The organism is Methanosarcina barkeri MS, from assembly GCF_000970025.1.
In the GTDB taxonomy this organism is placed as follows: domain Archaea; phylum Halobacteriota; class Methanosarcinia; order Methanosarcinales; family Methanosarcinaceae; genus Methanosarcina; species Methanosarcina barkeri.
Window position 1 is genome coordinate 2,150,117 of the sequence record NZ_CP009528.1, and the last position, 22,955, is coordinate 2,173,071.

The window sequence follows — 22,955 nt, forward strand, 5'->3', positions numbered from 1 at the left end:
AGTGTGGGTCATTGACTTATTTTGACAAAATGAGGACATCTCTTTTTAGTTATATTTGAGAACCAATCGCTGAGATGCCAGCAATTCTTCGCATCCTCTTCCTTTTGGAATTTAGTCTGTAATGATTTACTGGCTCAAGGCTGCAAGATCTGGATTCGAGTAGACAATTTGGATTGCTCTGGATGGAACGTGGTTGTTTTATCCCTAAATTATTTCAGGATAAAACAGAATAATCCTCCATCTGAAATACCTAAAGACGATGTGTGGTTAAAAGAGGAATACAAGCACAGATCAAGGCAAAAAATCTTCTCGATAGACTTGCAAAGCATGAGAAACAATCTTGAGGTTTGCTATAAATTCTTGAGATTTGATACGTATCTGAGAGTTCCTTTTAGCAACAACCAGGCAGAAAGAGACCTCAGGATGATAACAATTCAACAAAAGATATCGGAAAATTTTAGAAGGATACATGGGCAGATGTGTTTTGTAGATAAGGGTATACATATCCACACTAGTTAAGAATAACATGCCTGTTATAGGTTCACTTGATACTGCGATTGAAGATATGCCTCCATTAACCTGAATAGATACAAATTACCTGATTAATCTTTTGTTTTTAATTTAATGTGTCAGTCAATAATCATACTTCTTTTCGGTCTTAGCCGCCTGCTTCGCAGTCGTATGGTATCCCGTTTTAAGATTCATCGAAACTCAAACCGGTCCTGAATAGTGAAAATTCTGAACATTAAACTCTCGGGTATCTAATTATTGAACATATTTTAAGGTTGTTCGTTTTCTAGAAGAGAATCTCAAATTAGCTTTTAAAATCTCAAATCTAATTTGATACTCACTTTTTTAAAAGTATCTCCCAAACGAATTCTTATCCTCAACTTTATTTTGCATTTCTGTCAACACCAGTAGTTGATATGCTATGAAACTCAATAGAGAGTAGAGTTTTCTACTCTGATTTCTCACTCTTCTGATATCGAACTTTACTGTACCTTTAATATGTCCATGTATCTTTTCACATTCAGCTCTCTTTTTATACTGATCATCAAAAGTCTCATCTCTGATATTTTGGTTTCTTAGGTACATTCCTACCTGTTCTTTCCTTCCAATTTCATATAGAAATCTGAGTTTGTTTTCCATTGGTGCATGAATATCTCCACCGAGTTTCCACTTTTTATTCACCCAGTGATCGATTCGTTCCTCTTCACCTTCTTGATTGATTACTGCATTTGAAGCGTAGGAAATAATCGGTTTTGCGTTCAGATTATACCAAATATCAGAATGATTGAGGAATGAATCATAACCTCCGTCAGCAGAATAAAATTCCAGATTAGCGTTCATGTTCTTTAGAGCCTCAATATGATCGATAAGTTCTGGAGAGTCACCAGAAAGTCCTTTTGTATGAGTCATGAAAATTGGGTAAGTTCCAACCATTGTAATATGTGCCTTATCCATTTTGCATTCATAATGAGGATTATAATCAGCATGTTTGTCGTATCTTGAAGCTTCAAGTGGAGTGGAATCAATTTTTGCTTCCTTTTCCTGAGAAAGTTTGAGAATTTTCTCACCTATAAGCATCATTATCTCATTGACTCCTTTTTCTCCAAGTCTATACTTCATAAAATGATGAAGGGTTCCACCTGAAGGAAGTTTAATCTGGCCATTTTCATCATAAAAAGAAAGCAGGATAGCTTCTTCGTCTGTTAAGGAAGAAATGGTTTTATCATATGAGAGTTGCCTGAAACACTTCACAACAAACAGTTTTATCATAGAAGAAACACTGTACTTAAAGTGCCAACTTTTGTTGGTGTAAAAAGTACGTTCGACGTGCTTTGCAATATCGTCAATGCAAAGAAAGTACAGGAATTGGCAAATTGAAGTACTTTCTCTGCTCAAATAATTATCGAAGGAGTCCTCGAAGAGGACTCCTTTGTATAACATACTGTTTTTTGACATGAGAAAGGCATAGAAGGTATTGTTTTAAGTTGCCACTACCAAACAGAGACAAGTGCTATCAGAGTTAGTGGAAAAAAGAATAAGTTTTTAAGTCAAAATTCTAATTTGAGAGCCTCTAGAAAATTTAATTTATGTGCGTAAACATTTAAAATAATGTATGAGTGTTTCCATGAATTATTTTACTGCATTTATGGATGTGTTGCTGAAACCTTCAGAATTCTTCAGAAAAATTTCCCCTGAGAATAATTTTATTCATGCTTTGATTTTCAGCATAGTATTTCTGTTAATTACAACATTGGTAGGAGACTTTTTTGAAACTATATACATAATTGAAGAATTGACAATTCCCGGAACGATCTTTTTTACAGAAATGCTACACCTTTTGGTTATTAATGCATCTTTTACAATGGGTAATATTATCTCATTTAAACTGCTAGGAGGTGAAGGAAGTTATAAAGACACCTTCATTATAATGGCCTACTCAACTGCGGTTATGCCTATAGAATATTTACCAATGTCTCCGATAAATATACTGATGGGTATTTACTGGGTACATATTTGCAGCCGGGGAGGACAGTTTGTTCATAACTTGAGCTATTGGAAGTCATTCTTTACTGTATTGGCAGGGTCATTTGTCTTTTCGTTTCTGTTCGATTTCACAATAATTGGCTTCTTTTATGCTTTATGAAACCGAAATTCATCGAATCTCCACGTTCTATTCTTCAATTGTCAGAACTCATCCTGTTTTATGCATGTAAAAAAATTTGAAAAATACAGGTATATCGAAACAACCAGAAATTTCACTCAATTTTTAACCTTACATTGCTATTTCACATTTATAAAAAGTAGTGAAATGCCAACGAAAGCTATATGAATAAACTTTTAGATCCGCAGCACAAGGTTTCTAATAATTCCAAAAAATTATACCTTTCGATACCTAATCCCTCAAATAAATCAACCCAAAAAATTCGTCTCCAAAAATAAGTCCACCGCCCGGCTTCCCTCCGAATAAAAAGCCCACCGCCGGAAATTTCATAAACGTTTTCACTCCTGCGGAATCTCGTTGATTTTTGTCAGAAATAGTTGGCTCTGGATAAAAAATCCGCAAAAAAATAGGTTGAGGTGTGGTAACTGACTGAAACTTAACGTAAAAAATTATGAACAGCTATGACAAAAAATGGAAGATAAATGACAAAATAATGCCATTTCATTACTCTACTATAACAAACCGTTGTTGCATAGGATTAGGTTCCAATATATCCAGAGGATGAGAGAACTTTACGCTATGGAAAATAATTGGGCCTTCACCTTTCTCGACTGCAACAAACTTGAACTTGCTGGTTCCACCTTTTCCTGTCATGACAGGTTCATCGGGTATGTACGTTGACTCTACAAAGTAAACACAATCTGGCATCTTTGACAGTAAGCAGTTGTAGCCCGTAGAAGAAGGATTCGACGGTATTGAAATTTCGAATATATCTCCAACTTTCGCATTTATAGGTGGCAATACTTCTAATTCTTGCATTCTTTGATTCCTCCTTTATATCAACTCTCTCACCATTTTTCTGAAAATTTCTGTGTATAGTAGTACTTTAAACAATTTATTTAAGTGATTGAGTTATACGTTAGAATGTTGGTTCAAGTATATACAACTTCCTAACTTTGTATATCATATTATTATGTAAATAATAATATTTGATACTCCTTACGAAAAACAGTATAAGTCTGTTATGGAAAATTAGTCTCAAGTATTCCAGAATTTCTCTTTATTCGTTCTGTGATTTTTTTGTGATTTTTTCTGTTATCCGTCTGTGAGCTCAACTATTGTATAGCAGCTTTTTTTACGAAAAATCAAAACTTAAATTGACTAAATAGTAAAAATTCTAAAAACTGTACCTCCTGGTACTCATTGTTTTAAAAATATCTATTCAAAAAATCCAACCTTAAAAATAAGTCTACCATCCGGCTCTCCTCCGGAAAAAAAGCCTGCCGCCGGAAACAAATCTCCAAAAATCATGATTCTAGCAGCAGTTTGAGTGAAGAATCATAGTTCTTCACTCGAGTGTGTTATTCAGTCTTCTTCATTTTCTTCTACTTCATACATTCAGTCTTCTTCATTTTCTTCTACTTCATCCTCTTCTGCTTCATCCTCTCCTATTTCTTTGGTTTCCTCGGTTTCTTCGGCTTCGCTAGAAGCTTCAAAGTCTTCTAATTCGTCAAACTCATCGCGATCTTCGGCTTCGCCCTCCGGAACCTCGGCTTCATCTTCGGCTCCAGTTGCTTCTATGGTTTCTTTACCTTTGAAAGCTGTGAGTTTCAGATTCTTTTCGGCTTTTCCGTTTTGAATTCTTGCTACACCTGCGACTTTGTCGCCGAGTTTAAGATTAATGATCCTTACGCCCTGGGTGTTTCTGCCCTGGATTGAGATATCTTTCGCAGGGATACGGATAATGATGCCGTCGGCACTGGTAAAGATAAGTTCATCGTCATCGGCTACGGACCGGACTCTTGAGACCGGACCGTTCCTCTCGTTGGTAATGATTGTTATCACGCCTTTTCCGCCGCGGCGGTGCGCAGGGTACTGGGAGTACTCGGTTCTCTTGCCAAAGCCGTTTTCAGTTACGGTCAGGAGGGTCGTGGTTTCATCGACAATGTCCAGACTGACAACCTCGTCGTCCGGGCCGTCAAGAGCCATACCCCTGACCCCTCTTGCAGTTCGGCCCATAGGACGGACATCTTCTTCAGAAAAGCGAATAGCTTTACCTTTCTTTGAAACCATCAGGACTTCCTTTTTCCCGTTGGTAAGGAGAACTCTTACGAGCTCGTCATCTTCATCAAGGGTGACCGCAATTATGCCTGATTTCCTCGGGTTCTTGAATTCCGATAGAGGAGTCTTTTTGATTGTGCCTGCCCTTGTTGCCATGAGCAGGTAGTGATTTTCGTCAAACTCCTTGACCGGGATCATTGCATTAATTGTTTCGCCTTCCTTAAGCTCCAGAAGGTTTACTATGGCTTTGCCTCTGGACTGCCGTGAACCTTCAGGGATCTCATATACTTTTTCCCAGTAGATCCTGCCAAGGTTTGTGAAGAAAAGGATATAGTTATGGGTTGAGGAAATGAAGAGATTTTCCACGAAGTCTTCTTCCTTCATTTCCATGCCGATTATACCCCTGCCTCCACGGCGCTGCATAGTGTAAGTCCTGAGTGGGATACGCTTTATGTAGCCTCCATTAGTAATCGTGACAACAACTTCTTCTTCATGAATCAGATCCTCTTCTCTAACTTCGGCAGCAGACTGCACGATTTTTGTTCTGCGAGCATCTCCATACTTTTCCTTGAGCTCCAGAAGTTCATTTCTGATTATTTCGTACTTGAGTTCATCACTCTCAAGGATTTCCCTAAGTTCACCTATCAGCTTTACAAGCCCTTCCAGCTCCTCAAGCACCTTCTGGGTTTCAAGTCCTGTCAGGCGCTGCAGGCGCATATCAAGGATAGCCTTTGACTGAATCTCATCAAGGGAAAAATTCTCCATTAAACCCTGCTTTGCTTCATCAGCATTTGCCGAACCCTTTATCAGAGCGACAACTTCGTCGATATTATCAAGGGCAATCTTGAGCCCGTCAAGGATATGAGCTCTCTCCTCGCTCTTCTTGAGGCCATAAAGGGTTCTCTTCTGGATAATTTCCATCCTGTATTCAAGATAGATCTCAAGAAGTTCCTTCAGGTTTAGCTCTTTTGGTTTTCCGTCAACAAGAGCCAGATTGATTACCCCAAAAGTGGTCTCCATTTGAGTATGCTTATAAAGCTGGTTTAAAACAACCTTTGGGTTTGTACCTCGAGAAAGCTCGATAACTACCCTGATTCCTTCCCTGTCAGACTCGTCACGAAGGTCGGAAATTCCCATGATTATCTTATCCCGAACTAGCTGAGCAATATTTTCAATCATCCTGGCTTTGTTTACCTGATAAGGAAGCTCGGTTACGATAATTCGCTGTCTGTCTTTTTTAAACTCCTGAATCTCGGCAACTGCCCTTATTTTTAAAGCCCCTCTTCCGGTCATATAAGCCGATTTTATACCTGCTGTCCCAAGAATATGAGCACCTGTAGGAAAATCCGGCCCTTTGATTACGGTCATGAGCTCAGGAATCGTGATGTCAGGATTTTCAATAAGCATAAGAATGCCGTCAATGACCTCCACGATGTTATGAGGGGCCATGTTTGTTGCCATCCCTACTGCAATACCTGTGGACCCATTTACAAGAAGGTTCGGAAGTTTTGCAGGAAGGACTTCAGGCTCTTCCATTGACCCGTCGTAATTTGGCATGAAGGGAACTGTTTCCTTGTCGATGTCTACCAGCATCTCTTCTGCGATTTTGTCCATACGGACTTCAGTGTAACGCATGGCAGCAGCCGAGTCACCATCTATTGACCCGAAGTTTCCCTGCCCGTCAATTAAAGGATAACGAAGGGAGAAATCCTGGACCATACGCACAATAGTGTCATAGACTGCAGTATCCCCGTGAGGGTGATATTTACCGAGAACGTCTCCCACCACACGGGCTGACTTCTTGTAAGGCTTGTCATGCGTGATCCCTGCCTCTTTCATGGCAAAAAGGACCCTGCGGTGAACTGGTTTCAAGCCATCCCTTGCATCGGGAAGAGCTCTTCCAACGATCACACTCATCGCATAGTTAATGTAAGAGCGTTTCATCTCATTTTCGATAAGAATGGTAGTAACCCCACTCTGACCTGGCTCCATACCTTTGTCTTCGGGATCATCTGAAGCAGGGTCGGACACGTTTAATTCCAGTTTTTTGCCCGAGTCTTCCAGTGTAAGGGGGGCCGAAACGTCCTCATTTTTCATCCTTTCATCTTTCTCTTCGGGGATAAGGGTAGACTGATAAGATTTTTTCAATTCATCTTCGAGTTTCTTCTCATCTTCATATTTTGCCATTTTTAGCCACCTTAGATGTCCAGGTTTACGACCTCTTTTGCATGCGCTTCTATGAAGTTCCGGCGTGGCTCAACCTCATCTCCCATGAGGACTCTGAAGATCTCATCAGCCCGAATTGCATCTTCCAGTGTCACCTGTAAAAGAATCCGGCTTTCAGGGTTCATGGTGGTTTCCCAGAGCTGTTCAGGGTTCATTTCTCCAAGCCCTTTATAACGCTGGATTCCAAGTCCTTTTTCCCCGAGTTCTTTCTTCTTTGCTTCCAGTTCCCTGTCAGAGTGTATGTAGTACTCAGCTTTGCCTTTCTTTATGCGGTAGAGAGGAGGCTGGGCAATGTATACGTATCCTTCGTCAATCAGAGGCCTCATGTAACGGAAGAACAGCGTGAGAAGAAGAGTCCTGATGTGTTCTCCATCCACATCAGCATCAGTCATGATAATGACCTTATGGTAGCGGGCACTTTCCAGGGTGAAGTCCTCGCTGACTCCTGTTCCAATGGCAGTTATTAGGGAAATAATCTCCTCGTTTTTCAGGATCTTTGCAAGTCTGGATTTTTCCACGTTCAGGATTTTGCCTCTGAGAGGTAAAATAGCCTGAAAACTCCTGTCTCTACCCTGTTTTGCCGAACCACCTGCCGAATTACCTTCCACGATGTAGATCTCGCAGACTGCAGGATTCTTTTCCGAGCAGTCCGCAAGTTTTCCTGGAAGAGTGCTTACTTCGAGAGCATTTTTTCTCCGGGTCAGTTCTCTTGCTTTTTTTGCAGCTTCTCTGGCTTTCTGGGCAAGAAGGGCTTTTTCAAGAATAACATTTGCAACCTTGGGATTTTCCTCAAAGTATTCCGCAAGCCCGTCAGTTACAAGGGAGTCTACAATTCCTTTGACATCACTATTTCCAAGCCTTGTCTTGGTCTGCCCCTCAAACTGGGGTTCCATGAGTTTGACGCTGATGATTGCAGTCAGTCCTTCCCTTACATCATCGCCTGTGAGCTTTATGTCTTCTTTGGAAAGCTTGTTAGCTTTAATATAATCATTTGCGACCCTTGTCAGTGCGGTCTTGAAACCGATAATGTGAGTTCCGCCTTCGTGGGTATTGATATTGTTTGCGAAAGAGTGCACGTTTTCTGTATAGCTACCTGTGTACTGCATTGCAATTTCTACTACCATATCGTCCCTTTGCCGCTCAAAATAAATTGGATCGTGAAGAGGCTGTTTCTTATTGTTTAGATACTTCACGAACTCTACAATTCCCCCTTCATAGGTGAAAGTTTCAGGCTGCCCTTCTGGGGTTCTTAAATCCTTGAGGCTGATAGTAAGGCCCCTGTTCAGGAAAGCCAGTTCTCTTAAACGGTTTGACAGGATCTCGTAATCGAAATCTAATGTCTCAAAAATTTTTGCGTCCGGTTTGAAAGTAGTCTTCGTACCTGTAGTATCCGAGGTTCCGATTTCTCGGACATCATCCTCAGGCTTTCCACGATTATATCGCTGGAAATATTTTTTGCCATCTCTTGCCACTTCTACTTCCAGCCATTCCGAAAGTCCATTTACAACAGAAACCCCTACTCCATGCAGTCCCCCTGAAACCTTATAGGTGTTCTTGTCGAACTTTCCTCCTGCATGCAGAACAGTCATTACAACTTCAAGAGCTGATTTTTTGTGAAATGGATGGAGGTCGATGGGTATACCTCTTCCATTATCCAGGACTGTCACACTACCGTCCGAGTTGATTGTAACATTTACCCTGGTACAGAAGCCCGCAAGAGCTTCATCAATACTATTGTCTACTACTTCATAGACTAGGTGGTGGAGCCCGCGACCATCCGTGCTCCCTATATACATGCTGGGACGCTTCCGGACAGCCTCCAGGCCTTCCAGCACCTGGATGTGCGAAGCATCGTAAACCTGTTTATCACTCATCTTAGTTGATTCTCCATAAAAATCTAGTAGAGTTATCTAAATCACGTAACATTATATTTTTTTTAAAAAATTCGCGGGGAAACTTTTGTCAAAATAGATCTTAGAATTCGTATCAATCCAATAAGACTACAGTTTTTATCTACTGCTTTTTATATATCAATTTTATCTTTTCTGCCACGAACCAAATTCAATATGCGCTCATACATTTTAAGCCTTTAGATTCCCTGAAAATTACACAAGATTTTTCAGTATCAATTCTCTCAAAAAAGGCAATTTTTAGCATAATTTTATGCCCAAATATGCACTTTTCATACTAATTTTTTAATACGTCTTTAGTTTAAATTAATATTTGCTGTTTCGCTCGCAAAATTCGTGTCTCAAAAGGGTTCAGAGCAGGAGTCGCGGCATTTGCACTGTTTCTCAGCAGATTTTTATATATACAGTCCCAGGGTCTCTTTCTAAACTCAAAAAACAATTTCCAAATAAAATAGCAGTTTGGAACGCTTTTTAGTTATCATGATGTACCGCCTGTATATCCTGATGTACCATCCCCACGGGGTCTGCTTGCATTTTTAAAAACAAGATCTTTTCACGTTAGTTTATAATGTTTCTATATAAATTTAACCAGCAAGTATTGGGCCTCAACCGTTAACCTGCAACCGTTAAGATGTTGATTTCGTCGTTGCTGAAGTTTTCGGTCAAGCCTTTTTCAATTAAGCCTTTTTTGAAAAGGTTTGTGATCACGCTGACAGGGTTTGGGGATAAGTTCATCAAACTCAAACGCAACCGTTGCGCCGTTTGATCACGCTGATAGGGTTTGGGGATAAGTTCATCAAACTCAAACGCAACCGTTGCGCCGTTTGATCACGCTGATAGGGTTTGGGGATAAGTTCATCAAACTCAAACGTTACTAGGGGTTTTCGGTCAAGCCTTTTTTAAAAAAGCTTGCAGTCAAACCTTAAACAGAGGGTTGTAACCGCGCCCGTCGCATAGTCCAAAACGAAATTTGGGTAAATCAGACGTCCTGAGCTCGTTGAGGATATAGCCTTTCTTACCCCCGAATTCAGCCCTCTTGAGCAAAGCGTAGCGTAGCGAAAAGGGCACCGTCCTCCCGAGACGGAACTCGGGTAGCGAAAAAGGCACCGTCCTCCCGAGACGGAACTCGGGTGACGGGACTCGGGCGTTACAGCATACCCATATCTTTGAGCCTATTGGGTAGGTATACCTCGGTTACGAAATCAAGGCCTTTTCCTGCAAAAGCCTGCTGTTCGGCCTTTTTCCCTATATCGAGCTGGAGCTGAATTTGTTCTTTCCAGTAGTCGGATTCGAAACGCGGGTCGGAAAGTTCGCTCCGCAGTGCGTTTATATCCTGTTCTGTAAGCTTGTCGGTCGAGAGTTCGTATTCTACTATGTCTGAGGGCTGGAGACCAAGGAACTTGGCTGCGGGGGTTGCCATAAATTCCGAGAGATGAGCGCTTTTTATAGCCCCGTAGGCAACCGAGGCATAGATCCTGTAAGACCATGGATCGCCGTCTGTAAAAACGGCTACGGGAATACCTAATTCCTCGTTCATGCGCTTGATAATCCTGCGGGTTGACCGGGCAGGCTGGCCTTTAAGGTGGACAAGGATCGCATTGTAAGCTTCGTCAAATCCGTTTTCCATCAAACGTGCGTACATACCACCGGTTTCTATAGCAATAATCATGCTTGCATCATGGGCTTTGAATTCGATATTTTCCACATTGAAGGGGATCTGGTACCCTCCTTCCCCCACGTCCTTCTGGCAGTGAATATTCCGTTCTCCGCGATTTGTCTGTTCTGTAATTTCAATAGGTCCGAACATGGTAGCTCCGTCTTCTTCAGGGCGCATATGGAAATACTCTCTCTGAAGGTTTGTGAGGAGTTCAAGATCTTCGATCAGACGATCGCTCTCAGCCTGTTCTTTGAATTTCGCAGCTTCCCAGCCTTCCGAGATATAGTAAAGTTCTCGAAGCGTTGAACCGCGGTTTTGGGCAAGGTGCTCGTTTATAAGGAACTCGGTGGCATAAGTGGTTTTCAGGAGCTGGAATGCTCCTTTTACGGTTTTTGCACTCCTCTCGCTTTCCCGGCCTCCGTAGACCCAAACATCGCTCTCGTCGGAATATTCCAGATTTGACTTTGTCCTGCTCGGGAGGCTGATGCTTGGGACAACCTCATCTTCAAACTGGTTGTAAATCTTCTCTGCAAGCCCAAACAGCTTTTCCCTTGCCAGGATATCTCTCTGAGCTTTTTTATTATCTATTCCTCTAGCCATTTTATGCCCCCTTAAAGGCTTTTGCCCCGGTTACAAGCTCTTCTTCAAGCCCTTCAACAACAAGGTCCGGAAATTTTCCAAGTTCTTTGTCGGTTGCAGATTCTATCCTGTAGCTTAGCACCTTTGAAGACCCAGTTGCTGCGGATATATCCCATACATAATCGTAATCATTGCCCAGAGTCACAACCTTTGGTTCAGGCTTTGCTCCGAGTATTGTCCAGGGCAGCATCTCATGAACCCTGAAAGAGTAGGCAGAGGTTCCGAAATTCTTGACCTTTATTACAACGTCTGCAGTCCCATCCTCGTTCCTCTTCACTTTTCTGTGTACTAGCAGGTTTCCCATAATCTTTGCAACAACAGGATTAATGTCAGGAACATCTTTTTCCAGGATATTAGCAACCTTTACAGCCATCTTAGGGAGAACCTTTGTAATAATAATCTCTTTTTCCCGACGCTTCTTGAGGTTACTCTGCTTACTCAGGTAGTGCTTGAGCTTTCTTGCAACATCCTTGATCGCGAGGTCAATCTCATCCTTGATTACAGGAATGTCAGCAATAGCATCTTTTGATTCTGAAGTGAAGGGCACATTAATAGAAGCAACATGTATCAGGAGGATAGCCGGTCCTACAGGAACTCCTCCTCCGGGCTGGTTTAAGCCATACTGTTTCCATTTAATGTCTTCTACGGCATGTGTGGTCACACAGCCTCCCTGCTGGTAAAGCAAAGGCACACGGTTAGCAAAACGCATTATACTGATCTTTTCTTCTTTTGGAAGGTTTCCCCCGTAAGCGAGTCCCACTTCCACCACGAAAGGATTTCCTGAATATACTGCGGGTTTTCGGGTGCTTGTGGCAATGAAATCCACATTCGTTTCTTTTTCAAGCCCCCTGTAAATCAGCTCTTCTCCTATTGGGGATAGACAGTCTGTGGGAGGAGCCATGATCTTTACTTTCTCAAAAGCCTCAATTAGTTTTCTTGCCTCGTGGCGGCCAAGGGCATGCGGGTCGATCTCAGGGTCAAGCCCTGAAGCTTTGCAAATTTCCTCGGCAGTTAACAGCCCAATTTTGCAAAAAGAGTAGCGAAGAAATGGAGCAAGTTTCTGGCGCTCAGTATAATGGAGCATCTTCATTAGAGTGCCAAGCTCTATACCTTCAGGGTGGGGAAGAATTTCTTCGGCTGGCTTGGGCATCTTATCCGTAGCTCTTTCAAAAACCTCCTCATTGCCGTCAGGTTCTATAAGTGTAATTCTTGCATGGGGATTCACAATTGCAGTAGCTTTGAGGTACTCGTAAATGGACTGCCTTCTTCCTTTTACGTAGGCAGCCTTCATTTCCAGCTCGATCTGAGTCCCGTGCGGGCGGAACCAGTCTTTTATCTCGTCTTTCAGGATATCGGGCTCATTCGTGCTGGTATTGATCATAAGCTCGTAATAATGTGCAGGGTTACCGGAGCCGGTTTTGGAGAGGATTTTCGTCTGCTTTCCCGCAGTCATCTGGGAATAGAGCACGGCTGCAGAAATCCCTATTCCTTGCTGTCCCCTGCTTTGCTTGAGGGCATGGAACCTGGAACCATAGAGAAGTTTTGCAAAAACTTTGGGGATTTGTTCTTTTATAATTCCTGGCCCGTTATCTTCTATAATAACAGTTACGTAGTCCTGTCCGGTTCTTTCAATCTGGACAAGAATATCGGGCAGAATTCCTGCTTCTTCACAGGCATCCAGAGAATTGTCAACAGCTTCTTTTACGGTTGTTATGAGGCTTCGAGGAGCCGAGTCAAAACCCAGGATCTGTCGATTTTTTTCAAAAAATTCTGCGACACTTATTGACTTTTGATTTTTGGCAAGTTCTTCTGCAATGGTGAATTCCATGAAAATTTACCTCAGGTTGGAAAATCAATGTAACTTCATATTGCTTTAAATATTTTTTACAAATATCTAAAGCAGGAATTTTGCCTTAAAAGTAATCCCATCGTTATTTTTACTTTTATACCATTTTGCTATTCTAATGCTTTGCGATTTTCGTGTTTTGCTGTTGTCTAGTACTAACTGGTTTAGTGGTCTACTTTTCTGGTCTTTTATTCTTTTAGCGCTTTAATGTTTTAGCGTTTTAATGTTTTAGCGCTTCACTATTTTCTGACAACAGTATACCTTCTGTTTATTTTATGTGTTTCGGCTTCTTTACGTGGTAGATTTCAATAGTTTCATATATTTTTAAAGTACCCGCTAAAAACATAGGAAAATAGTTTTACAACATGAAAAAATATCATTCTAACGCAGGAAAACAGTTTCATATTATAAAAACTAACTTTATAAAACACAAAGCAAATCTGTTTTTTAAAACATTTTTCTCCATTACTGACTGTTTCAAGCAGGTTTAAATTCTTTAAAACCATTTTAAATTTTTTTTAAAATAATACCCAACAGTTTAGGTCTCAATAAATGGTTAAGGTAGAAAGCCATGACCTGCTAAAAAATATGTTGCTTCCGTTTTGTCGTTCCTTCTGTTTTATCCTGACAGGATGCGCTAATTTTTTAGCCGGAGAATTAAAGTTCTGCTCCGACAATTGTCTTGGTGGTTATTACGGTTTCGCTTTCCCTGACTCTATCTACCACGTCGTTCAGGATAGTCATGTCTTCAACATCTATTATTATTACAAAGTCATACTCCCCAAAGACATGGTAAACATCCTTAATTCCCTCGATGTTCTTCAATTCTCGGTATGCTGCCTTTTCATAACCTGGCAGCACGTTTATCATTGTGATCCCTACTACCATGTATATAAGGTAACGGCTGCAAGTTATTTATCTTTTTTCCGAAAACCGAAAAAAACTGATATAACTGATTTTGGTCCTCTACTCTTTAATTTATTATCCGCATAGTTCCAAAGGTTGAAAACTTAACATTTTTAGACTTATTAAAGTTAACCGACTTCTTGCACTCTGTTTATTATTGTCACACTTTTACATTAAAAGTTCATATTTGAAAATCCAATTTCTGCTTAACTTCAAAATGTTTATATTCAAAAATATATCATCCGACTATGATACTAATGGTAGAAGAAAAATTATTTTATAAATATCAAAGTCTTAAAACAGAAAAGGACTGCAAATGCAAGGATATAATTTATGCTATAGAGAACTTAGCTAATAATCAACTATTTTTCAGAAGGCCCGATAAATTTAATGACCCTTATGATTCTAGGACATATTGGTGCTTGAATGGAAAAAGAAAAAAGCATATTAATCATCTTATGCATGTTTATGGTTTTACTCAAGAAGAGTCAGAACACATAATTGACGATTCAATTGCTCAAGGCAAGATGACAATAAACGGAGATTTAATTTGTTATGACCCAGCAGTGGAGATAAATCTTGATTTTAATGGGTATTCATGGAGGGATCTTCATGGATATTCACAAAAAAAATCTTTGCCGAAAGTTTGCTGTTTTAGTGGAAAAGATGATAATATTTTAATGTGGAGTCACTATGCTGATTCTCATCAAGGCATATGCCTTCGTTTTAGATCTAAAAAAGATTGGGATAATGAATTAGGTGAATATTATTTAGAGTTTGATAGTCGTGATAATTCACTTCCATTACAATCAGCAGTTGTATATCCATTTCACAATTTGTTCAATAAGAAGAAGTTTTTAACAGTTACCTATAAGAAGAAAGATGAAATTTGTCCTATTGTAAATTACTTTGACACTGATAGTGACTTGAAGATTACCAAATGTTTATTGAATAAGTTTTGTGATTGGCATTATGAAGAAGAATATAGAATGATTATTACTCGCAATGACATAATTAATGGACTGCTTTCTTCTGATGAATTCGAAAAAGGATTATTGAAGTACCGAAAAGAAGATTTGGAAGGTATTGTTTTCGGCATGAGAATACCTCATGAAGATGCTAAATTAGTTTATAATACAGTCAAAAAAAAGTATCTCAATGAAGGTATTAACGTAAATTTCTATGAAGCTAAAGAAGTTCCCCGTAAATATGAAATAAAAATTGAGGGTCCAATAATTGACATCGAGAAATATATTGACAGCCGTCCTAAATCCATACTCCTGTAAAATTCAAAATGTACAATGTCTTTTATTTCAAATTTTAACTATGAAATAACGGCTGCAAGTTATTATCTTTTTTCCGAAAACCGAAAAAACTTATCGAGCTAGTTGGGACTGAACATTCTCTTACTTATTATTCAGTGAAGTGAGTCTGAAGGATAAACATTTTTTTGACAGCCTTTTTTTTGAAGTTAGCGATTGTTTTAATATTATTAGTGTATAATACAAGCGCATGCCCTCAGAGTCTCACAGGGACGAAGATATTTTCGAATCCCAGTATATTGATAAATATCTGAGCGAGTACGCTAGTGTTTCGTCAATAGTACGTGAGGCGTTGCCTTTTGAACTTATTGCTACTGTTGGAGGGGTGGCTGCAGGAATTATATTTTCGGGGATGACAAAAGAACTTGAAATGATACCGGGATTAATTGTGATTTACCCCGGTGTGCTGGGGCTCAGGGGAAATATTTCCTCTACCCTTGGCTCAAGACTTGGCAGTGCAATTCACCTGGGGCTAATAACAGAGATCGACAGGCATAATCCCGAACTCATGAATAATATCTCCGGTTCCCTTATCCTGAGTGTTGTTACCGCTTTTATTCTCGGAATTCTCGGGCACTTTGTAACCCTTGCTCTGGGCTTTGAAAGTGTCGGTGTCTTTAAACTTACTCTTATATGCGTGATTTCAGCTTTTACTTCCGGGCTAATTCTCTCTTTTGTTGCAACTCTGCTTGCCATAGGGACGTTCAGATTTGGTTTTGATCCTGATAATGTTGTTACGCCTTCGATTGCAACTATCGGGGATATTGTTTCTATGCTCATGCTTTTCCTCTCAGCAAAACTGGTGGTGATGTTTTGAGGAAAACAGGGCGTCAGACTCCTTACTACACAATAAACGGCATCATTCAGCGCGGGTTACCAGTACTTATAGTTACATGTGTGATGGGAATTGTTGTAGGGCAGATCCTGAATTCCAGAGAAAAAAGCCTTATATCTATGCCAGCGATACTGATTCTTATTCCTTCTCTTATCAAGATCGGCGGAGATACCGGCAGCATGCTTGGAGCCAGGCTTTCTTCGGCTTTCCATATGGGGCTTGGAGACAATCTCAGAAGTAATCCGGTCGTACACAATAGTGTTATTGCAGCTGCAATCGTAGGATTTGTTTCTTCAATTTCTGTCAGCATACTGGTTTTTATGGCAAGCAGTTTCCTAGGGTTTGGGATGCCTTATCTCATCATTCTGAAAATCAGCCTCATTGCCGTTATCATAGAACTTGTCGTCGTGTATTCTGCAACTGTTGCCATAGCTTTTATTTCCCACCGATTCGGGATAGATCCTGATGATACGGTCATTCCTTTCATTGCAAGCCTTGGAGACCTCGTTGGGGTTACGGGAATTTTTGTAGCCCTTTACTTATTAAATATTTTATAAAAACAGTTTAACATATTAATTAAATGTTAGTTCTAATATAATTAGTTCATAATATTTTATCCAGGTTCTCAAAACCTGAATACTCTAAAAGTAATAATTAATAATTACTATTAAGTATATACTCATATACACCAGCATAAGGTAGAGTTGATCTAGAGACCATGTTCCCTAAAGAATTCAGATACAGTCCAAAGAACCTCAAAGATCTTTTGACTGAGATGAAGGATACTTCCGAACTCATGGTAGACCTTGCATACTCTGCAATGATTTACGATGATGAGGACGTTGCAGAAGAGGTACTCAATCTTGAAGATAAGATGGATACCCTCGATTATCACATTAAGATGGCCGCGATGTTAAGCACACGCAGGGTTGATGAGGCCGAAGGCCTCCTGGGTGTTTTACAGGTTGCTGCGTGTTCGGAAAATATCGCTAATGCTGCAGGCGACATTGCCAAAATAGTTCTTATGAATATGGGAATTCCGATGGAACTGAAAGTCGCTCTCAGGGAAGCGGAAGAGACCATAGTCAGGGCAACAGTCGCCGCAGAATCTTCAATGGTAGGACGTACACTTGGTGACCTCGAACTTGATATCGAGACAGGTATGTGGATTATTGCTATCAGGAGAAATGAGGACTGGATTTATGACCCTGACAAAGAAACCCGCCTTCGGCAGGGAGATGTTTTGATTGCCAGAGGGCATGATGAAGGAGTCACGCTATTTTTCGAGATGGCCACAACAAAGAAATTTGTACCAAAGGAGATCGAGCACGATAAGCTTTTAAAAGATCTTGAGCATGCCGTGGATATTATCGTCGATATGAAGAATATGTCCGAACTCTCGGTAGGACTTGCATACTCTGCTATTCTTTTTGACAACGAAGATATAGCGTATGAGGTTAGTGCCCTGGAGTCCGAAATGGACTCTATGAAATACGAACTTCAGCACTGGGTGCTTGAAACCGCAAAGCATTTTGAGGATGTAAACATGCTCAGGGGAATCCTCCACCTTGCAAGTGCCTCTGAAGCTATTTCCGACGCTGCCTACGGAATTGCGGATACTGTACTCAGAGACATAGAACTTCACCCCATTATCACCCTCGCGGTCAGAAACTCCGAAGAGGTTATAACCAGGCTCCAGGTAGAGAAATGCTCTCCTATAGTCGGAAAGACTTTTTCTGAATTGAAGCTTGAGACAGAAACCGGGCTGCATGTAATGGCAATCAAAAGGGCTGACCGCTGGGTCTACGCCCCGAAAGGCAATACGGTTGTTCAGGCAGGTGATATGCTTATTGCACGTGGGTCAAGGATTGGAGAAGGGGCGCTTATAGAGATGTGTGAGTGTAAACTGAACCAGTAATCCCTTTACCTGGCAAATCCCTTTACCTGGCAATTTTCAGATTTTCCTGTTGTTGGCGCAGGCTCATTTACAGGAAGTATAACCTGAAATGAGAATTTCTAAACAGTTTTGCAAATTTTTTGTTTTATTATTTTTGATTTGTAACTTTTTTGGAAGCTTACAACCTTCCTTATTGAGAGCTCACCAGCTTCGTCATATAAAAACTGACCTGAACACTCAACATTGCTATATAATAGAAAGAGTTAAATACATTTCATGCATAATATATATCATCTGAGTAAAAAACTCACGCCGGATTTCTGGCATATTCTCCTGCGTGAGTAAAATCAACCTCGAGGTAGGAGGAAGGGTTCTACTCCTTACCTTCCTCCTGCCTGAACAACTTGTGTTGTATGCTAAGTGGAGTAAAGTGCATAGTATTATGTGATAGTACAGACTGCATCTAAATTGCTCTTATAACATTTTGTCTATAACACCTCACTTTGAAACCTCAAGCACTTATCAAGGAAGCAATAATTTGCTTTAGAGAACTACTTTAATAATTTATTTAAAACTTATGGTTTCAAAAAAGTGAGAAACTTTCAAAGAGTATTCGGGCACTTGTTTCAGCTTCGCCAATACCTACTTCTTGTTTCCTGCCTAATTCGCTCCAGATATGGAACCACACATGACATTACTTTCTCTTATATGCTACAGGATTCAAAAGCCGAAAGAAAAACTCGAAGTCCATAACATGTCAAAAGTAAAAATTTAATTGAAAAATAAAGCCAGAGTGAAACCAGGCTATCAACATGAACTCAAAATTTACTATGCACTTATTTTTTTGGATAAACGGATTCTTTAGATGAACGATTCTTTAGATGAACGATTCTTTAGATGAACGATTCTTTAGATGAACAGCTGAGTTATATATAGCTGCGTTAGAGTGTTTCTTACTCCTGAATTCCCATATTAGATTGGATTTTTTTCTGAAGATTCTTTATTACCTGGAACTTCTCCACTTTTTCCTCGGAATCCGTATAGTTGATATTTTTAAAATTATCCAGAGCCACTTCAGCCACGATTGAAGAGTTATTTAATACCTTTTCTTCGGCCTGGACTCGCAGAGTCTCAAGTGCCCACTGGCACTGCAAAACTGCGTCATTAAGTTTCTTCTTTACAGATAGTTTTCCAATCTCTTCTATGGAAAGTGCTGTTGAACTTAGAGCTTCATCAAAGTAACTCTCTGCCGCAATCTTACCTATTTCCCCAAGCAAAAGCAGGCTGCTTACAGTTTCAAGTTCAAGGTTTTTTGCTGCAACCTTTTTCCCGATCTCTCCAAGACCGGTTACTGCACTGAGCACAACGTCCTCCATATTGTGTTTGGCAGCAGAGATTCCGATCTCTTTAAAGAGCAAAGAAAAAGCAATTACTTTTTCCTGATCCCATTGTTCTGGGAAGAAGTTCCAAATCTCCATTAGGGTTGTAGCAGCGACTTTTGAACCGGCTTCAAGCGAATGTACAGCTGCAGTTTTTCCCAGTTTTCCTGTTGCTATGAAGGTCTTGTCCAGGGCAGACTCAAGTCCCTTGTCTGCTGCTTTCCTTGCCAGTTTCCCGAGGGACAGGATAGAATTGATCGTAACAAGCTCCATCTCTCTCTCTGCAGCTGCCTGTGCACCACTCTCAATTGATAGGATAACTCTCTCGGCATCTGCCTCTTCATTCTCTGAAAGAAAATCCGCCGCAATTCCTGTAAGAGAATCAAGGGCCTGGAAAGCTCTGCTTTCATCTCCCTCATCAACTGCAGATAAACTTACTTCAACCGCCTCTGCCTCATTTAATGTAATCATTCTTTTTGCCCCTTTTTATTGTTAGTATCCCTCTTATTGGTAGCATCCGTTATTGGTAGCATCCGTTATTGGTAGCATCCGTTATTGGTAGCATCCGTTATTATTGATAGAAAACATTAAGCTTCAATTTTTTCCCGCAGATTTTATAATTCTTGCCTGTATGTTTCATCGCATATTTTCAATTTCAGATTGTTGCGTAAGATATACGGACTGCGCAGGAAATGGAGTCAGGCTTATTCTATGAAGTTACGAGGTTATTAGTGTTACTATTTTGTAACTGAAGCAGTTCGTTCAAAAAAGAGTTTCCGTTTTTTTCAAAAAGTAAATTTTGAATTCAGTCAAAATTACGTACCAATCAAAGGATTCTTTTATCCCTCTTTGTCTTTTTCCTCATAGTTAAGGGCGTTTTCCATAACTTTTTCGTACACTTCTTTGTCATCAAGTCCAACAATTCTTGCCCTTACTCTGTCTATAAGCAAGCTTATTTCCCTGAGACATTTATTGTCACATATTGTCACATTATCTGAGCTGATAGTGAAGATCGCATTGTCAAACTGTATCTATAATATAAGTACGGTTATTCTGGCTGCCTGAGAGCATGGGATGGGAGAAAATTGTAAGTTCTCTGTTGACTATTATATTTTCCCTGTACGCACCAGGGCTTACAAGGATCCTATCCCCTTCATGTGCATTATTAACAGCTTCCTGGATCAAAGCATAATTTCCGTTCCCACTGTTATTATCTCCACTGTTATTTACAGTGACAAATTTACAGTGACAACCCAGCCTCGGCTTGAGTAATTGCTGTCCAAAGTATAAATTGGAAAATTATGAGAATAGCCTGAGTGTCTTTCTTATTAATAGACCAATAACCGTTGAAATTAATAAACTTGACCAAAAAAATAAAACTTATTTTTTATGATAACTTGTAAGAGGAATAATTGAAATAAAAATCATTATGAAATATATATTCTGAAAAATATACCTTAAATGTTAAGGTTTCCTGAATTTCTCACGCCATTCAACAGTCGCTATAATTAGCATCATATTAAGTATTATACCGATGCAGCCCCTTGAATCAGTTATGTCGATTCTCAGTTTAACAGTTCCCATGAAATCCAGGGATTTCCTGGAACGCAATCAGAATCAAATCTATTAGAATCAAATCTATTAGAATCAAACAGTACTTTAAAGTTTTATAAATTTTCAATCAAGAGATTCGGCTTCGTGTATATATTCAGACCCATTGAGAGTGTCAAGAGCAAGTTTTGTCATAAGCACGTGACTTATTAAAAATTTTTCTTTAACTTCAAAAATCATTGTTCCTAGAGAATTGGCAGCTCTTATGATTAGATTCTCAAAGTCGGTAAAACCTGTATAAGAAGATTCACTCTCCAAAAGGACAGGGATATCCTGAAGGGAATCAGTTTCTCCTCCCTGTTGAGCAAGCAGGCTAAAAATACCCGGAAATTCTCTGGAGAAGAGAATAGCTTCTTTTCCAGGAGGTCGAGATAAGAGGATACATGACTTTGGAGGAAGAAATCCTTCATTTTCCGGGACCTGGATTCTCTGCTGCCCGAAAGTTTCTTTTCCTATGGATCCTATAGCAAGAGCCGCAGCAAGTGCCTCTCTTTCCGTCTTCTGAAGTGAGGCGGAGTTCGCAATTTCTCCAAGATATGCGACTGCGATCCTGACCGCAGACTCCATATTTTGCCCAACCGCCGCTTTACCGATTGCACAGAGAGAGTAAAGGATACTTAAACCGGTGTCAGTCATTTTCTGCTCTCTTGCAATTTCAGCCATTTTTCCAAGTGAAAAAAGTGATAAAAATACCCCAATTTCCATATTTTGAAAGACAGCCGCGCTACCTATGTCTCTTATGCAGATAACAGTCTTTTTTGCGTCGGGCTCGAGTTTTCTATTTATGTATTCGGTTCCTCGTTCCGTAAGGAAATCTATGGATCGTAATACGCCAAGCTCATCATTTTCCTTAACTGAAGTTAGCCCGAGATCTGTTGCCCCGGTTTCGTTTGAAATAGACGTTCAGAACACCCCACTAAAAGTTTATATCGGGAAAATGCACCTTACGGCCAGATAATCTTTCCTGCACTCCTTTCCCTGTAAAGAAGGCAGGTTGCGATTTAATATTAAACTGAGTAACTCAATATGAATAGTGTTATACTGAGCGTAACAGTTCACAAACCTGTACCTGGTGATCTTTTCTTTCCCCTGGAAATTTTATTCAGCTTATCTTCCAGTCTCTCAATTTTCAATCTTTCAAAGTGAAGGAGAGCTACTTCGGCAACTATGGATGCACTCATCAGATAGCGGTCCTCAGCATTAAATTTAATTGCTTCGAGTGAATAGGCTGCCTGAAGCAAAGCCTTATCAAGTCCCTGGCGATCTGCAGTTTTTCCTATATCCTGGATAGAGCGCACACTCATGTCTGCAGTTTCTTTCAGGTTTTTTTCAATCGCCCCTGTTCCTATCTCCTGCAGCAACAGTTCGGCATTTAATACCGCATCCTCAAACTTCTGACTTGCAGCAACCTTTCCGGTCTCTCCGAGAAGGACAACTGTGCTGCTTGCAACATCACCCAGCTTTTGCCATGTAACGCTTTTTCCGATCTCCCCAAGAGCGAAAATAACCGCAATTGTTCCCTTTTTGGCTCTTCGTGAAGCTGCGGTATTTCCCATCTCGCCAAGGTAGGAAGCTGCGATCTTTGCGGGAGTCTCCATTTTTTGTTCTGCTGCGACCTTTCCAATCTCTCCGAATGCGAGTGCTATGCTCACAAGAGCATTTTCCATATTCTGCTTGCATGCTTCTGTGGCAACCTGAGGAAAAAGGAGAAGTGTATTGACAACAATTGGTTCAAGCCTGGCAATAGCTGCCGCTTTCCCTATCTTATTCATATATTCAATCAATCTTTTTGTGTCGGTTTCCTGCCCTTCTTTTGCATATTTCAGTGCAAGCTCAAAGAGGTAGTTAAGGACTTCTTTGATTTCGGTTTCGTTCTTCTCATTAATCAGAGTAAGTCCCAGTTCCAAAGCTTCGTTTTCATCGAGCGGTAGAATAATCCTTCATGCCCCCAGGTTCTCTCTCAAGTAAGTATGGATATGTGAGAATATTAGCTTT

18 protein-coding genes are annotated in these 22,955 nt (G+C 40.3%); 6 read left to right on the forward strand and 12 right to left on the reverse strand.

Annotated features, from left to right (window positions below; genetic code table 11):
* The first annotated feature begins 168 nt into the window (after nucleotides 1–168).
* Nucleotides 169–519 (forward strand): IS66 family transposase, encoded by a 351-nt coding sequence (locus MSBRM_RS08765; protein ID WP_141706376.1) that lies wholly within the window; start codon nucleotides 169–171, stop codon nucleotides 517–519.
* 336 nt (nucleotides 520–855) lie between these two features.
* On the opposite strand, the gene MSBRM_RS08770 is transcribed toward MSBRM_RS08765, so the two are convergent.
* Complete coding sequence (locus MSBRM_RS08770; protein ID WP_048154466.1) at nucleotides 856–1,965, reverse strand: transposase; 1,110 nt, start codon at nucleotides 1,963–1,965, stop codon at nucleotides 856–858.
* Nucleotides 1,966–2,134: 169 nt separating this feature from the next.
* Here MSBRM_RS08770 and MSBRM_RS08775 point away from each other — a divergent pair, with 169 nt between their 5' ends.
* Entirely contained in the window at nucleotides 2,135–2,653 is a 519-nt protein-coding gene (locus MSBRM_RS08775; protein WP_048117756.1) for a Yip1 family protein, read from the forward strand.
* A 522-nt stretch (nucleotides 2,654–3,175) separates the two neighbouring features.
* On the opposite strand, the gene MSBRM_RS08780 is transcribed toward MSBRM_RS08775, so the two are convergent.
* The 7 genes from MSBRM_RS08780 to MSBRM_RS08805 all read right to left on the reverse strand — a co-directional run bounded on the left by MSBRM_RS08780 (nucleotide 3,176) and on the right by MSBRM_RS08805 (nucleotide 13,898).
* The gene (locus tag MSBRM_RS08780) at nucleotides 3,176–3,490 is read right to left on the reverse strand and encodes a protease inhibitor I42 family protein (protein WP_048155427.1); all 315 of its coding nucleotides are present in this window, start codon (nucleotides 3,488–3,490) and stop codon (nucleotides 3,176–3,178) included.
* Between the two features lie 579 nt (nucleotides 3,491–4,069).
* On the reverse strand, nucleotides 4,070–6,919 hold the full coding sequence (gene gyrA / locus MSBRM_RS08785; protein ID WP_048155429.1) for a DNA gyrase subunit A: 2,850 nt from the start codon (nucleotides 6,917–6,919) through the stop codon (nucleotides 4,070–4,072).
* Nucleotides 6,920–6,930: 11 nt separating this feature from the next.
* The gene (gene gyrB / locus MSBRM_RS08790; RefSeq protein ID WP_048117750.1) at nucleotides 6,931–8,832 is read right to left on the reverse strand and encodes a DNA topoisomerase (ATP-hydrolyzing) subunit B; all 1,902 of its coding nucleotides are present in this window, start codon (nucleotides 8,830–8,832) and stop codon (nucleotides 6,931–6,933) included.
* A gap of 648 nt (nucleotides 8,833–9,480) precedes the next feature.
* Nucleotides 9,481–9,603 carry a hypothetical protein gene (locus MSBRM_RS21720; protein ID WP_268989051.1) on the reverse strand — a complete coding sequence of 41 codons (123 nt, stop codon included), beginning with the start codon at nucleotides 9,601–9,603 and terminating at the stop codon, nucleotides 9,481–9,483.
* 412 nt (nucleotides 9,604–10,015) lie between these two features.
* Complete coding sequence (locus MSBRM_RS08795) at nucleotides 10,016–11,125, reverse strand: DNA topoisomerase IV subunit A (protein WP_048117747.1); 1,110 nt, start codon at nucleotides 11,123–11,125, stop codon at nucleotides 10,016–10,018.
* Between the two features lies 1 nt (nucleotide 11,126).
* Complete coding sequence (locus MSBRM_RS08800) at nucleotides 11,127–12,992, reverse strand: DNA topoisomerase VI subunit B (RefSeq protein ID WP_048117745.1); 1,866 nt, start codon at nucleotides 12,990–12,992, stop codon at nucleotides 11,127–11,129.
* Between the two features lie 675 nt (nucleotides 12,993–13,667).
* Entirely contained in the window at nucleotides 13,668–13,898 is a 231-nt protein-coding gene (locus tag MSBRM_RS08805) for an Lrp/AsnC ligand binding domain-containing protein (protein ID WP_048117742.1), read from the reverse strand.
* 275 nt (nucleotides 13,899–14,173) lie between these two features.
* On the opposite strand from MSBRM_RS08805, the gene MSBRM_RS08810 reads away from it, so the two are divergent.
* The 4 genes from MSBRM_RS08810 (at nucleotide 14,174) to MSBRM_RS08825 (ending at nucleotide 17,991) form a co-directional block, all read left to right on the forward strand.
* Nucleotides 14,174–15,202, forward strand: a complete 1,029-nt coding sequence (locus MSBRM_RS08810; protein WP_048117738.1) for a DUF2971 domain-containing protein — start codon at nucleotides 14,174–14,176, stop codon at nucleotides 15,200–15,202.
* A 226-nt stretch (nucleotides 15,203–15,428) separates the two neighbouring features.
* On the forward strand, nucleotides 15,429–16,055 hold the full coding sequence (locus MSBRM_RS08815; protein ID WP_048117735.1) for a magnesium transporter: 627 nt from the start codon (nucleotides 15,429–15,431) through the stop codon (nucleotides 16,053–16,055).
* Nucleotides 16,052–16,630, forward strand: a complete 579-nt coding sequence (locus MSBRM_RS08820) for a magnesium transporter (protein WP_176722120.1) — start codon at nucleotides 16,052–16,054, stop codon at nucleotides 16,628–16,630. Before MSBRM_RS08815 ends, MSBRM_RS08820 begins: the two co-directional genes overlap by 4 nt.
* A gap of 161 nt (nucleotides 16,631–16,791) precedes the next feature.
* Nucleotides 16,792–17,991: a potassium channel family protein gene (locus MSBRM_RS08825; RefSeq protein WP_048117733.1), complete on the forward strand. Its 1,200-nt coding sequence runs from the start codon at nucleotides 16,792–16,794 to the stop codon at nucleotides 17,989–17,991.
* 932 nt (nucleotides 17,992–18,923) lie between these two features.
* On the opposite strand, the gene MSBRM_RS08830 is transcribed toward MSBRM_RS08825, so the two are convergent.
* The 4 genes from MSBRM_RS08830 to MSBRM_RS08840 all read right to left on the reverse strand — a co-directional run bounded on the left by MSBRM_RS08830 (nucleotide 18,924) and on the right by MSBRM_RS08840 (nucleotide 22,867).
* Nucleotides 18,924–19,820 carry a hypothetical protein gene (locus tag MSBRM_RS08830; RefSeq protein WP_048117730.1) on the reverse strand — a complete coding sequence of 299 codons (897 nt, stop codon included), beginning with the start codon at nucleotides 19,818–19,820 and terminating at the stop codon, nucleotides 18,924–18,926.
* Between the two features lie 549 nt (nucleotides 19,821–20,369).
* Nucleotides 20,370–20,534 (reverse strand): hypothetical protein, encoded by a 165-nt coding sequence (locus tag MSBRM_RS20290; RefSeq protein ID WP_155396458.1) that lies wholly within the window; start codon nucleotides 20,532–20,534, stop codon nucleotides 20,370–20,372.
* A gap of 492 nt (nucleotides 20,535–21,026) precedes the next feature.
* Nucleotides 21,027–21,596 (reverse strand): hypothetical protein, encoded by a 570-nt coding sequence (locus MSBRM_RS08835; protein WP_230669120.1) that lies wholly within the window; start codon nucleotides 21,594–21,596, stop codon nucleotides 21,027–21,029.
* A gap of 419 nt (nucleotides 21,597–22,015) precedes the next feature.
* Nucleotides 22,016–22,867, reverse strand: coding sequence for a hypothetical protein (locus MSBRM_RS08840; protein ID WP_230629176.1), 852 nt, complete (start codon nucleotides 22,865–22,867; stop codon nucleotides 22,016–22,018).
* Between the last annotated feature and the right edge of the window lie 88 nt (nucleotides 22,868–22,955).

What these genes read in the sequence shown, in the direction of transcription:
- MSBRM_RS08770 (WP_048154466.1), bottom strand. Translation starts at nt 1,965, where the DNA reads ATGTCAAAAAACAGTATGTTATACAAAGGAGTCCTCTTCGAGGACTCC.
- MSBRM_RS08775 (WP_048117756.1), top strand. Translation starts at nt 2,135, where the DNA reads ATGAATTATTTTACTGCATTTATGGATGTGTTGCTGAAACCTTCAGAA.
- MSBRM_RS08780 (WP_048155427.1), bottom strand. Translation starts at nt 3,490, where the DNA reads ATGCAAGAATTAGAAGTATTGCCACCTATAAATGCGAAAGTTGGAGAT.
- gyrA (WP_048155429.1), bottom strand. Translation starts at nt 6,919, where the DNA reads ATGGCAAAATATGAAGATGAGAAGAAACTCGAAGATGAATTGAAAAAA.
- gyrB (WP_048117750.1), bottom strand. Translation starts at nt 8,832, where the DNA reads ATGAGTGATAAACAGGTTTACGATGCTTCGCACATCCAGGTGCTGGAA.
- MSBRM_RS21720 (WP_268989051.1), bottom strand. Translation starts at nt 9,603, where the DNA reads ATGAACTTATCCCCAAACCCTGTCAGCGTGATCACAAACCTTTTCAAA.
- MSBRM_RS08795 (WP_048117747.1), bottom strand. Translation starts at nt 11,125, where the DNA reads ATGGCTAGAGGAATAGATAATAAAAAAGCTCAGAGAGATATCCTGGCA.
- MSBRM_RS08800 (WP_048117745.1), bottom strand. Translation starts at nt 12,992, where the DNA reads ATGGAATTCACCATTGCAGAAGAACTTGCCAAAAATCAAAAGTCAATA.
- MSBRM_RS08805 (WP_048117742.1), bottom strand. Translation starts at nt 13,898, where the DNA reads ATGGTAGTAGGGATCACAATGATAAACGTGCTGCCAGGTTATGAAAAG.
- MSBRM_RS08810 (WP_048117738.1), top strand. Translation starts at nt 14,174, where the DNA reads ATGGTAGAAGAAAAATTATTTTATAAATATCAAAGTCTTAAAACAGAA.
- MSBRM_RS08815 (WP_048117735.1), top strand. Translation starts at nt 15,429, where the DNA reads ATGCCCTCAGAGTCTCACAGGGACGAAGATATTTTCGAATCCCAGTAT.
- MSBRM_RS08825 (WP_048117733.1), top strand. Translation starts at nt 16,792, where the DNA reads ATGTTCCCTAAAGAATTCAGATACAGTCCAAAGAACCTCAAAGATCTT.
- MSBRM_RS08830 (WP_048117730.1), bottom strand. Translation starts at nt 19,820, where the DNA reads ATGATTACATTAAATGAGGCAGAGGCGGTTGAAGTAAGTTTATCTGCA.
- MSBRM_RS08835 (WP_230669120.1), bottom strand. Translation starts at nt 21,596, where the DNA reads ATGACTGACACCGGTTTAAGTATCCTTTACTCTCTCTGTGCAATCGGT.